Raw genomic sequence first — 12,146 nt, 5'->3', positions numbered from 1 at the left:
GCCGCGACGGTTAAGATCGCTAATTTTTTCATAGGTTTATTCTTTATAGCTGTCGTATTCCTCATCCGACACTGGGCCGTACCACGTCACCGCGCCTTTATCTGCCTGCGTGGTGATACCGATGTGTATGAATTCACTGTTGGGCGTCGCGCCATGCCAATGAACAACGTCGGGTTTTATCTCTACCACATCGCCTGGCCGGAGCAGGCGGATTGCGCTGCCTTTCTCCTGGTAATAACCTTCACCCGAAGTAACCAACAGCAGCTGCCCGCCCGGATGCGAATGCCAGTAGTTGCGGCAACCCGGCTCGAAGGTCACATTATACACCTGCGTGTCGAATGTCGCGTCGTTGGTCACAAGCATCTCGACCCATGCCGTGCCTGTGAAATTAGCCGCTGCTTTTTGTCCTTTCGGGAAAATCTCGTTTGCTTTCATCGTCTCGTTGTTTTTATTGCCACACGACACCGCTACCAGCGCCGCGCAGATCATAATAATCGTTTTTCTCATCGTTCATTGGTTTTATTACACCTCAACTTACAATGCAAAGGAACAACAAAGGCCGCAAAGCGGTTTTGCTCTGCGGTTCAAATGATTTTGCCCAAAAGGTCAATGTGAATTTTTAACGAATCAAACCTAAATTATTGACTAATCAATAAAATCCTTATCTTTGTAAGTATGAAAGACAATCAGCATACCTTGGGCTTCTTATTGGCACGTGCATCAAAAGCCATGTCTGTGCATTTGAATAAGTTATTACAGGAAGAGGGGATAGACCTTCCCCATTCGCAATATGTGGTCTTGCGTTTGCTTTACCTCGAAGATGGTATAAGCCAGCAGGAGTTGGCGGAGAGGGCTTTCAAAGATACGGCTGCCGTTAAAAGAACATTGGATATATTGGAGGGAAAAGGCCTGATTAAACGCACTCCTGCTCCTGCCAATATGAAAAAGAACAGCGTGATTATCACTCCGGCAGGACGGGAGCTAATGCCACGCGTTATGTCTTACCTCGAAAAATCAAAGAGTTCCTACCTGGCAGGTATCAGTGATGAAGAATATGATACCGTAACCCGTGTGCTTGAAAAGCTCTATCAAAATATCAGCTAATTTTTTTACCCATACCATTGACTAATCAACAGAAATAGATATGAAACGAGCTATTAAAACTGTTTCGCCAAAGGCGATGACATTCGTGCGAGTTCCATACGACCGAAATATAAAAAATAAATAATGACGTATGAAAACAGGAAAATTAAAACCGCAGGGAGTGAAAATCCTCAAAATGTTCCATATATTTTTGGCTTTTTGCTGGATTGTAGGGGGGCTTACTTTATGCTTATTGGTCTTTACTACCTATCCCGAATCGGGCGATGAACTATATATGCGCTCTCGGATATTGCAGATAGTAGACGATTATTTCATTATTTACGGAGCAATCGGGGCATTCATCACCGGATTGATTTATAGCATATGGACCAACTGGGGATTCTTTAAACATCCGTGGATTATTGTAAAATGGACCATGACAATCGTGCAAATATTATTCGGAACGTTTGTGCTTGGGCCCTGCATCAACAATAACGTTGTCATTGCCGATCAACTTCGTGATGCTGCTCTGACAGACCCGATATTTCTTGAAAACATTCGCATGACACAGTTATGGGGAACTGTTCAAACAGCCTTGTTACTGGTAGTCATAGTTATATCCGTACAAAAACCATGGAAAAAGAAAAAAACAGCATGATTATGGAAGTAAAAGTATTTATTAACAATTACAGGGAAGCGTTCGGCGAAAAAGCCGAACTGCCGATAGTGTTTTGGTATTCCGATACCCCGCTTGCTGATACCGAAAAGATAAACGGTTGTTTCTTCAAAGGGTTGAAAACGGTAAGAGAGGGAAATCCCATAAGTTTGAATGCCGAAGTCATTGGTTGCGGAGGAGGAAAGTTCTATACCGGATTTACTGAAATGCCCGAACGGGTACCCAACTTCGTTTCGCTGAAAGAACGGTATAAAAAGACGCCTGAAATGGTGGTTGAGTTTATAGAACAACTCGGTGTGCCGCTTACTAACCGGAAGTATTTGAATTTTGTCCGTATCGACAGGGTTGAAACGTTTGACAAGGTGGAAGGTATCTTGTTCCTGGCAACCCCCGATATACTCTCCGGCTTGACGACATGGGCTTATTTCGACAACAATTCGGAAGATGCAGTCACTTCCATGTTCGGTTCTGGCTGTTCGGCTGTGGTAACTAATGCAGTTATTGAGAATAGCAGAGGAGGAAAGAGAATATTTATCGGTCTTTTCGATCCTTCTGTCCGCCCTCATGTAGAAAGGAAATGAAACGAGTTTGTCGGTATGCAAAAACCAGCAAATCAGCACATTAGATACCATTTCGTTTGCTTTTTTTGGCCCGAAAAAAAAGCATATGAATAAGCAAAGAGAAATATTCTATAAACTGCCATTTTATGCGTTTTCAGGGGGGTGGTCTTAAAAAGAAAAATCCCTGAAACTGTCTATGTTTCAGGGATTTGCTTCGTTTTGCTACTCTTCTTAAGTGGTGCCACCAGGAATCGAACTATTCGATTAAGTGGCTATTAATCTGATTGATATATTTTTCAAAAAAAGGAATAATCTCTAAAAAGTCACCAAAAACTTGCAGTATTCTGCACATATTTGCTTTTAGGCTATTTCCAATACAAACATACGAAATTTTATTCTATTACAACCCATTTGCCTGCTTTAGTTGAACCTACATGCTTTATTATTCCTTTCTTGGTCAATTGTGCCAAATGGTATTTTATGCTATCAGGTGTACGGTCTAATAAGGCTTCCAATTCCTTACGAGTAATAGAAGAGTTGTTCTTAATTGCTTCTATTATTTCATCTTGAATATTCTTGGGTGTTTCTTGGGTGTTTCTTGGGCGTTTCTTGGGCGTTTCTTGCCCATTTTCTTGGGTGTCAGCCCCAAAACCTTCCTCAAAATACCGTTGTGAAACATTCTCGGTTGCTCGAAATGCGGTTATCAGGTCAAAGTCGAATATCGCTTCGCCGTTTCCATTCTCAACCAATTCTTTTTGTACCCGATAGATACCACGACTGAAACGATTGACATATCCCAGTATCTTCATGGCTTTTGCAATGAATGGGTTACGATAGTCGCTTACATTCGGAAAATTTTCCTCGCTCACTTTGCCGTACAGCCCACCCGGATTTTGTACCTCAATGCGGTTGTCGTATTCGTAGAACAGCACCGGAGCATTCGTCTGATAATCACGATGCATGATGGCATTCATCAAAAGCTCGCGTGTTGCCCAGTAGGGATATTTAGAAACCGTTTCCTCTCGTAACACACTGACTGGAATCGGTCTTTTCTGCGAAATACTTGTTTCAATGAAAGTGTCTATTCTCGCTAATTCCTTACAAAGATTTCCACTAAAAACCTGCTCGTTGATAATATCTCCCGCTCGGTCTTTGCCTTTGAAACGCACATATTGTACATACGAACCGTGCAGATAACGTTCCGGGTTCTTACCGAAAAGAACAATTGCACCGTTGGTAGGACAATTATACCGCAAATCATAATATCCCAATGAGGCAAGTTGTTCCTCGACAGGACGTTTATCTTCTGCCAATATATCTTCCGCTACTGCCTGAGGCAAGAACTCCCTTTTTATCACATCAACATCAAGGTCATTCATCGTTGTCCCTATGCAAGGCATCTCGTCAAATGTATGAATATTGGATAGACGTTTCTCCATTAAAATTTTCTCCTCTGCTTCTGTCGCAAAACTCTTTCGCGGACCAACCCGCACCCAAATACGCCCACGGTATCGAACCGGAGGAAATTCAGACGGCTGCACCTCTGCAACAAGCAAATCACCCTTCTCGAAACTGAATTTTTCAACAGTCATTACCGGCTGAGGAAGGACATTTCCATCCGTGCGGATATTTGAAACAGTCAACAGAAGTTCATCATCAACTTTCAACCCACTCAACTCTCCGTTGTCATGTGCGCCAATCATTAGGTAACCATTCTTCCCATTGCCTGAAATGTCATTGGCAAACGCACATATTGCCTGACAAAATTTATCCGTATTTGTCTTGGAAGTTGTTCGCTCTACTCGATAGCTTTCAGTATCGTGGAGTAGTTGGAGTATTTCTTGTTGGGTGATCATATATTTATTCGGTTTAACAACATATTATGCTTCTTCTTTATAATATACTTTGTAGTACTTCCCTTTCTCATCAACGCCTTGTTCAATTAAATCACGATTTCCATGTATGTGAATATCAAAATTTTTATCTAATTTAATAATACTTTTCAAGGTTTTTGTGCCTTTCTTAACAGCACTTTCGGATATTTCAAAGCTATCAGAAATACTAATTTCTTGTTCTTTTTGATATTCGGCTTTGAATTGTCTGAAACTTTCAATAATATCATTTTGCCCGATTACTTCTTTGGCGAATTTATCCATATTGAAAGACTCATTTTCCTTGAAAAATTTCACAGATTTATTTATTAGATCAGCTTGGTCTGCTTTGGAAACCTCAAATTGTTCAGGTAGTTCATTCTTTATGAAGTTCTTGCACAATGATAGGATGTTTTGAGTGTTGTAATATTCATCTTTTCGTTGGCGAACGTGCAAAAAATCATCTAGCCAATATTGCGCTTCCACTCCTTTATTTGTATTATCGACTACTGCAACGACATAACCATTCTCTTTTTCGGTGTTGAAAATCAAACAACCTTTATCTAATTTATTTATATTGACTCCTTGCTGACTTTCTATTTCAAAATTATCTCCCGAAGGATATACTTTTAAGAAAGTGTCTTTGTTTTCCGATTTAAATAAACCAATAGCATCAACTGTTTTTCCATCAATAACGCATTCTTTGAAATAAACAACATAGAATTCCCCTCCTTTTATTTTGGGGTGGGTACTTTGCTCATATAAGTGTTTTGCGAGATTTATCGATTGCTCATGAAGTGCTTCTGGACTATCGAAAATTTTACTTCCACAAATAAAAACCTCATTCATTGAAATATCAATATTGTGGTAGAAGTTGAAGTATTCTTCAGATTTGAAAGAAGAGAAAAAATATGCCTTCAATAATTCTTTGACATCCTCATGAATGTTAATTTCAGACGAAGATAACCGCAAAGTTTCTTCGTTTGTTTTATTCCCAATAATGTGAATAATAATATTGGCTATTTTTGAAATGTTTGACTGAACCATTGTTTTATGTTTTGAATAATTTCGGGATTTTGACATATAAATAATGTAACTGCTATTATTGTTAAAGCAATGGGGAGTCCCCATGTTATACCTCGAATAATAAGAAGTCTTGTTTTTTGTTTACTTAGCTCAATATCGACAATTGAAAAAGCATTTTGTATAATCAGACTGTTTGAAATGAAAGAGTTCTTGTATGTAGTTATACTATTTTCTATAAACGTCAATGCACTTTTTTGATTTCTAATGAACATCTCTATTAATGTGGAAAATACGAATAATGCACAGATTAATCCTATATTTTTACCTGTATAGATTACATTAAAATCCATGCTTGCTACGGCTAACACAAATGCTGTTGGAATTGCTATAAGTTTTGTTTGAGATTCGTTAATAACAGCCTGTATCTTTTTAGAATAATCTAATGCAGCATCATCTAATTCCGCTTTGAGTTTGTTGTATGAGAAATTTCTGATATAATACTGATAAGCATCATTCGCATTGCTAAGAAATACCTGTATCTTAGATAGCAAATAAGGGAATCTTTCATGTTCTTCAATAGGCGATAAAAAAGCTATTAGTTCATTAAGAAATAGAAATCTTTTATCCGAATCAAGTTCATTGAATATTGACGATATAGTCTCTATTTCTCTAACATTCGTTTGACTTAATTGCAGAATATTAGTTTCGTTATAACAAATAGGAAGTAGCAATGCTTTATCTTCTCTAAATATTAAAGTAAAATCTATTCCGACCTCAGAGTAATTGTGTTTTGCGTTAGCTTTTATAGCATCAATAAGTTTTACGACTTCCAAATAAGACTTAAGAGCTCCGTTATCATTATTGTTGAAACAATTAAGACTTCTTATATAGTATGGCTCATTGGGCAATTGATATAGATTATTGTCTACAAAGACCTTGAAATTTTCGAAATATCCAATCTTGGATAAATGAAACAATGATAGCTCAATATTTATAATTGAACCTATTTTCAAATCAGAGCAAATAACAATAGTGCCATTTTCATAAAAAGAATTGACACACTGTTGAGTATCTAATTTTTGCAAACAATCTAAATTGCCAACAGTATGATTGCTCAAAAAAATACTATCCCCATTTACTTCAATATCGGAAGAGTTTATAACATTTACGACCTGACTCAGCATATTCATTAATTTGAAATTTGGTCAGACAGTGAAATGTTTTTAATTGTCAATAGCTTCTTACTATCATCATAAATAACTTGCTTGCTTAGCAACAGTTCATTACTAAACTCTACAGATAGTTTCCCCTCCTTATCTTTGTATTTTACAGAGCCAACACTTCGTAATACACTTGGGTCACCGCTTATTATTTCATCAACCCCATAATCTTCATCTGAAGCAAATTCCTTAAATAAGTCAGGATTTTCATTGTCAATCAAAGCAGATATTGCTGATAAAGAAATCTCTTTCTTTTCTTTTAGACAGTCTTTGCAGTAATTAGAAACTCTATTCTTAGTTTCAGCTGTTTGTTCTCTGTTGTAATTATTATTTTGGCAGAATTGGTCAAGGGCATTAACGAGTCGTTTTGAAGACTCAGTACTTGTTGTTTTATTCGCAGTGCCAATAAATTTAATAAAATAAGCACTTAACTCCTTGTTGCCTTTTATTAATGATAAATAAGTTTTTACATCTGTATTATTATTTACAATAAAGTCATTCAATCTTGTCAAATTTATTTGACAAGCAAGATCTATTTTATTCAGTTCAATATTTTTAATATCTTCGATTGTCAACTTTTCTTCATTGAAAACATAGCCATCTTTATTGTTAATAGCCAATATCAGCAAAAATTCATAATTTTTTTCTGTGTCAATATAGTTGGTAAAAACAAGAAAACCGCCAGTCGCTGGAGCTACATCTTTAATAATGTATTTATAGTAATCCATACAATTACAAGAAAAAGTAAAGAAGTCTTCTTGTTTATTGTTATATGACAGAAGTGCTTTTTTAAATCTATTGGTTTCCAAATCATCAAAAATTCCGTAAGTAGGTGCGGATTTTTTATAATAAGCATCCGAAGTTATTGCAACAAATTTTTTCTCTTTGTCAGTTGGAGAAATAATTGATTTTGCCAATTTTAGATTAGCACGTCTTTCTCCTCTCGTTTTGTTGATTTTATGAATCACAAAACCTTTCATGTTTATATTGTGCCCAATTTTTTTGATTTTCTTAGCCATAATATTGCGATTTAATTATTTTGTTTCAATTACTTCTTGGATTCAATAATTCCGAAAATTCTACCACTACTGATATGGTTTATTTGTTGATACGATTGGTAATCGTATCGTTTTCCACTTTCATTAAATACAAAATCCAAATCAGTTTGGTGAAGTTCATCTGTTGCTTGACTTAACCTTACCCTCAACTCAATAGTCACTTTGTCGCTCATTTCATAATTCTGATATTCGTAGTTTAGAATTCCATCAAAGTTTTGAGAAATAATGAGATTGATAAGTGCTTTAGGCATTGCAAGCATAAATGCCTGTATGCCATTATCTTTTTCAATAAAGAAAAAAGAGCCTAAAACTTCATTATAGTTAATTGACGCAAAGTTTTTCATTTGCACCATATTCACACGATAACCATGATTTGATTTTAATGGCTTATTATTGTATATAGTATAATCCTGAGAATCTAATATTTGTCCAATCCTTTCATGCAGTTCCATTTGGATATTTTTATTAATTCCAATTTCAGCAAATAGCTTGGAGTAATAAATCAATCTTGATATTAATCTGTATTTTTTCGGATTCCATTCAACTTCATAAGGATCGGGGTCTACAAGCCAAACTTTTGCTGTATTGTGATCATCTAAAACGCCAATCGTTCCATAATAGATATTGGTGTGCCTTCCTATTCTACCTGCTCTTTCTCTATCGAGGATTGATTCTTTTTTATCTTTTATGCTTCGATAGTGATTGCTGACAGACGGACTCTTACTTGTATTGTCATCATTGATACAGCCTTTGTTTTCTACCTGTATAAATCTTGTGCCATCCGAAGCCATTGGTATTTGGTAGTCGAAATCTTTTAGTCTTTTACCTCCAGCGTAAATATTTTGAGTAATAGCCCAGTCTGCCTCTGTCAATCCATGAATTTGATTTACAACATTAAGTCCTAATGACACGCCAATTCTTTCGGTCATACCAGTGGTGCTTAATCTTTCTGAGGTTTTTTTAGCAGTTATTGTTCCTGCCGATAAATCAAGATAATCGTCAACATCTCCTATGCGGTGTTGAACTCGGTCTTTCAAATCTTGATAGGTTCTAAAGCCTGCCTCATCTGCCTGTTCTGTAAACAGCATATATGATTTGAACTCATCTTCATTAATCGTAAATTTATGACCAATCATTCGATTGATTGTTTCATAATTTTCATAATCTTTGAAAAGTTCTGCCTCCTTTTCGTTGTAATAGTTGACTGATAGATTTAGTGACATAGGCAAATTTTATTTCAATTTATATTTTTCAATCCTTCAGGAATTATTCCTAAATCTTTCATTCTCTTCAATACCACTTTAACTTCATTTTCTGTAAACTTCTGTTTTTCTTCAGACCATTCATAGAATCGTTGGAGTAACAGTGTTTCTGAGTATATGACATTGTTTTCTGCTAATATATTCTCCATGCATGCGTATAATGTTGCCACAATCTCTACTGAACTTGACTTTGCTTGTTTGAAAGTGTCGATTATATATTGAATGCTCGCACTCTCAGAAGAAAAATATTTTAAATAATCGGAACTGTGTGTCCCCACTTTTTCTAAAGGCTGGTATTTTAGACTTTCGGCTCCTTTGTATTCAAACCACTTATGTAGTTTTAGTTGCTTGTCGATAGAACGCATCAGTTGATTATCATACGGTCCCATTGCTTGCCGAAGAAAATTTGTAGGCAATTGCATATTGGCTGTCTTCTGACAGAGAAATATTAACTTTTGCAACTTTAAATGCCCAAGCGTGGGTTCTTTATGTAATTGCCAAACAATTTCTGCGGCTAACACGCTACGCTTGTAGTAATCTACATTTGTTGGTTTTAATGCGACTGTTTTTTCTTTCGGTTTATGCTTTTTTGTTGGTTCAGTTTTTACAGAAAATTCATTTTCTTGTTTTGCTTCTCTCAAATCGAAAGTCTCATTGAACAATGCCTTCAGTAAATCTTGGCTGTGTTTATTCAGGTTGTCGATTTCTTCGCTTAGTTGATTACATTTCTTCATAAAGGTTTCGACCTTTTCAACTATGACTTGCTGTTCAACAAGAGAAGGAAGTACAAATATAAAGTTTCTTAAATATGTCTGACTGATATTAGGTTGCGACATCCCCCAAGAATCTTCAATCATTTTACTTCTATTAGCCATCAAGTAATAAAACAAATATTTTGTTTTGACTCCTTTGTTCTCAAAAAAACCACAGATAGCTTGATTTGTTGCCGCTTTTCTATTGAGAATTGCTAACTTACCAGCTGTCGCTCCGTACATCGCGATTAGCAATGTACCATGAGGAAATAAGGTTGCAGAGGACTCTTGTAATCCAAGATTCGTAATAAATTCCTCTGAGTTATCATCTAATATATTGTCGTTAAGTTCGCCTGATTTATACCATATAACATCCCCTTTCCAATATTTTGAATTTGCCCTATTTGGTGTTCCACCAGAAGTTGTAGAAAAGACTTCGCCTAATCTACACCAAACCCAACCATCAGGCAAATCAAATGGAACTTCCTCTTCTTTAATTGGAGGCAGAGGTTTTTCTTTTTTGATTTTCTTTTCCTTGATTAATTTTTCTTTTTCTGCTTTTATTCGTTTGAGTAACTCATTCGCTGCTTCTACATCTGGGTTTTGTTCTCTCCATTCGGCTGTGAGTTTTCCTTGTATAGCATCTTGGAGAATGGATTGCTTTAGTAGTTTGGCTTGCTCATTCTGAATTATGTTTTGAATAGACACGCATTCAAGTTTAGTTTTAAAATTGAGAATATGCTCTAAAATTATTTTCTGTTCCGTCTTTTCCGGAAGCCATATTTTTTGATTGAAGAATTTATCTTTTTGTAATCGGATTCTTTGAGTTGTTCCATCACTCCCTTTTTTGCATATTTCATCAAACCAAACCGTTGAAGTCATTTGAAGAAATAACTCTTTTAATATTATATTCTCATCCAAATCAAAATACCAAAAATCATTCGTAACGACTGCTCCATCAAGTTCGAAAGGAACAATTCCAAATGCTCCGTTTCTTGCATCAATGCCAGAGAGGATAAAGTCTCCTTCTTTTACGATATACATATTTGACTTTATTTCACAACCTTTCTTCTTTTCTCGCAAAACGACTCCTTTGTGGTTCATTTTAACTGTAACCAATTTATACTCCTCATTGTCTTTTAATACAATGGGACGCTTTATCCTTTTCAGAAAATCTTTAATAAAATATTGTTTTGCCATTATTTTAATAGATTTTCAAGTTCTGTAATTATAGTCTTTGACTTCTCTATGGATTCTTTTAGGTTAAAAATTGCATCTTCGGTACTTATAGTAATCTCTTCTGATACGGTGTTCTTATTTTTAATATCTAAATCCCAGTTATTCAAGTCTCCAATTTTAACCTTCCAAGCTACTTCATTTTCGACACGATTATTCCACCATTCAATCAAAGGTTTAAACTCATCAAATTGTATCGGCTTCTTTTTTGAGTAACTTTTCTGTCCTTCAGGCAATTTGTGTTCATAATACCATATTTCTTTCGTTGGAGAACCTTTTTCAAAGAAAAGCAAATTAGTGCTTACTGTTGCAGGAAAGAATGTGCTTTGCGGTAAACGGACAATTGTGTGTAGGTTACAGTCTGTGAGTAGTTTTTCTCTGATTCTTGCTTTAACGCCCTCGCCGGTAATAGAGCCATCAGGTAATACAATGGCTGCTCTACCTGTAGATTTGAGCAATTGTAACATCAATATCACAAATAGATCAGCACTCTCGCGACATCTGAATGTTGCAGGGAAGTTTGTTTCAACTCCATCAGCAATACTGGCCCCGAATGGAGGATTAGCCAATATCACATCCACTTGATCTTTCTTACCAATGCTGTTGTATTCTCTTTTTAAACTGTCAATATAGTGATAATCGGGAACATCAATTTCGTGTAGTATCAGGTTGGTTAGTCCGAGAACATAAGCAACAGGCTTTAGCTCCCAACCAGTAACGGCGGTTTGTAAAATAGCTTCATCATCAACCGTTTTAACATAGTGTGTTCTTACATGGTCGATAGCTGCTGTTAAGAAACCTCCTGTTCCTGCGGCAGGGTCAAGAATCTTCTCTCCCAGTTTAGGGTCAGTCATTTGAGTCATAAGTTGAGTTACTGCTCTTGGAGTATAATACTCTCCCTTATTTCCCGCATCTCTTAGTTCTTGCAGAATACTTTCGTAAATATCGCCAAAAATATGCTTGTCATCTGAGTTATTAAAATCAATTTCATTAAGCTTATTTATCACTTTCCGCATTTCATAACCACTTTTCATGTAGTTATTAGAGCCATCAAACACTTCTTTTACAATGGCAGCACGTTTAGGATTCGTTATGCTTGATAAATTTCGAAGTGTTGTAAATAATCCTAAATCATCTAGGGTTGTGCTGTCTATAAAATGTAATAACTCATCTCCTGTAATTCCCTCGGTGTCAGCGGCCCAATTCCTCCATTTGAATTTTTCAGGAATCACAGAAAAATAATTGTCTTTTATAACCTCAAGCTCTTGATCTTTGTCGTCCATTATTTTCAGGAACAACATCCAGCCCAATTGCTCAAGTCGTTGTGCATCGCCAGAAATACCTCTATCTTGACGCATTATATTTCTTATATTGCTGATAACAGCTCCTACATTTGCCATTC

Annotated in this window: 10 protein-coding genes and 1 pseudogene; 3 read left to right on the top strand and 8 right to left on the bottom strand. The window is 36.2% G+C overall.

The features are described 5' to 3' along the window. Positions 1-36: 36 nt before the first annotated feature. Complete coding sequence (locus D0T51_RS05510; protein WP_203583327.1) at positions 37-507, bottom strand: cupin domain-containing protein; 471 nt, start codon at positions 505-507, stop codon at positions 37-39. 168 nt (positions 508-675) lie between these two features. On the opposite strand from D0T51_RS05510, the gene D0T51_RS05505 reads away from it, so the two are divergent. The 3 genes and pseudogenes from D0T51_RS05505 to D0T51_RS05495 form a co-directional block, all read left to right on the top strand. After that, complete coding sequence (locus D0T51_RS05505; RefSeq protein WP_163726314.1) at positions 676-1,104, top strand: MarR family winged helix-turn-helix transcriptional regulator; 429 nt, start codon at positions 676-678, stop codon at positions 1,102-1,104. 130 nt (positions 1,105-1,234) lie between these two features. Next, positions 1,235-1,741, top strand: coding sequence for a DUF2269 family protein (locus D0T51_RS05500; RefSeq protein ID WP_163726311.1), 507 nt, complete (start codon positions 1,235-1,237; stop codon positions 1,739-1,741). 2 nt (positions 1,742-1,743) lie between these two features. Further along, positions 1,744-2,331, top strand: a pseudogene (locus tag D0T51_RS05495) (DUF169 domain-containing protein); the annotation flags it as partial. A 380-nt stretch (positions 2,332-2,711) separates the two neighbouring features. Here the strand turns inward: D0T51_RS05495 and D0T51_RS05490 are convergent. Genes D0T51_RS05490 through D0T51_RS05460 form a run of 7 tightly spaced genes read right to left on the bottom strand, consistent with a single transcriptional unit; the run spans position 2,712 to position 12,144 of the window. Further along, the gene (locus tag D0T51_RS05490) at positions 2,712-4,175 is read right to left on the bottom strand and encodes an RNA-binding domain-containing protein (RefSeq protein ID WP_163726308.1); all 1,464 of its coding nucleotides are present in this window, start codon (positions 4,173-4,175) and stop codon (positions 2,712-2,714) included. Positions 4,176-4,199: 24 nt separating this feature from the next. Continuing rightward, positions 4,200-5,237, bottom strand: a complete 1,038-nt coding sequence (locus tag D0T51_RS05485; RefSeq protein ID WP_163726305.1) for a nucleoid-associated protein — start codon at positions 5,235-5,237, stop codon at positions 4,200-4,202. Further along, positions 5,210-6,406 carry a hypothetical protein gene (locus D0T51_RS05480; protein WP_163726302.1) on the bottom strand — a complete coding sequence of 399 codons (1,197 nt, stop codon included), beginning with the start codon at positions 6,404-6,406 and terminating at the stop codon, positions 5,210-5,212. The genes D0T51_RS05485 and D0T51_RS05480 overlap by 28 nt, the downstream gene beginning before the upstream one ends. Continuing rightward, entirely contained in the window at positions 6,406-7,455 is a 1,050-nt protein-coding gene (locus D0T51_RS05475; protein ID WP_163726299.1) for a nucleoid-associated protein, read from the bottom strand. The genes D0T51_RS05480 and D0T51_RS05475 overlap by 1 nt, the downstream gene beginning before the upstream one ends. A 29-nt stretch (positions 7,456-7,484) precedes the next feature. After that, the gene (locus D0T51_RS05470) at positions 7,485-8,717 is read right to left on the bottom strand and encodes a hypothetical protein (RefSeq protein ID WP_163726296.1); all 1,233 of its coding nucleotides are present in this window, start codon (positions 8,715-8,717) and stop codon (positions 7,485-7,487) included. Positions 8,718-8,731: 14 nt separating this feature from the next. After that, positions 8,732-10,708, bottom strand: coding sequence for a restriction endonuclease subunit S (locus tag D0T51_RS05465; RefSeq protein ID WP_163726294.1), 1,977 nt, complete (start codon positions 10,706-10,708; stop codon positions 8,732-8,734). Further along, positions 10,708-12,144 (bottom strand): N-6 DNA methylase, encoded by a 1,437-nt coding sequence (locus D0T51_RS05460; RefSeq protein ID WP_163726292.1) that lies wholly within the window; start codon positions 12,142-12,144, stop codon positions 10,708-10,710. Before D0T51_RS05460 ends, D0T51_RS05465 begins: the two co-directional genes overlap by 1 nt. Between the last annotated feature and the right edge of the window lie 2 nt (positions 12,145-12,146).

Source organism: Parabacteroides sp. 52, assembly GCF_010500925.1.
Classification (GTDB): domain Bacteria; phylum Bacteroidota; class Bacteroidia; order Bacteroidales; family Tannerellaceae; genus QVMG01.
Note: the sequence above shows the minus strand (reverse complement) of the source record. Positions and strands in the feature narration are given on the sequence as shown.

Excerpts from the sequence above, each read along its gene's own strand:
- D0T51_RS05510 (WP_203583327.1), bottom strand. The coding sequence starts at position 507 with ATGAGAAAAACGATTATTATGATCTGCGCGGCGCTGGTAGCGGTGTCG.
- D0T51_RS05505 (WP_163726314.1), top strand. The coding sequence starts at position 676 with ATGAAAGACAATCAGCATACCTTGGGCTTCTTATTGGCACGTGCATCA.
- D0T51_RS05500 (WP_163726311.1), top strand. The coding sequence starts at position 1,235 with ATGAAAACAGGAAAATTAAAACCGCAGGGAGTGAAAATCCTCAAAATG.
- D0T51_RS05490 (WP_163726308.1), bottom strand. The coding sequence starts at position 4,175 with ATGATCACCCAACAAGAAATACTCCAACTACTCCACGATACTGAAAGC.
- D0T51_RS05485 (WP_163726305.1), bottom strand. The coding sequence starts at position 5,237 with ATGGTTCAGTCAAACATTTCAAAAATAGCCAATATTATTATTCACATT.
- D0T51_RS05480 (WP_163726302.1), bottom strand. The coding sequence starts at position 6,406 with ATGAATATGCTGAGTCAGGTCGTAAATGTTATAAACTCTTCCGATATT.
- D0T51_RS05475 (WP_163726299.1), bottom strand. The coding sequence starts at position 7,455 with ATGGCTAAGAAAATCAAAAAAATTGGGCACAATATAAACATGAAAGGT.
- D0T51_RS05470 (WP_163726296.1), bottom strand. The coding sequence starts at position 8,717 with ATGTCACTAAATCTATCAGTCAACTATTACAACGAAAAGGAGGCAGAA.
- D0T51_RS05465 (WP_163726294.1), bottom strand. The coding sequence starts at position 10,708 with ATGGCAAAACAATATTTTATTAAAGATTTTCTGAAAAGGATAAAGCGT.
- D0T51_RS05460 (WP_163726292.1), bottom strand. The coding sequence starts at position 12,144 with ATGGCAAATGTAGGAGCTGTTATCAGCAATATAAGAAATATAATGCGT.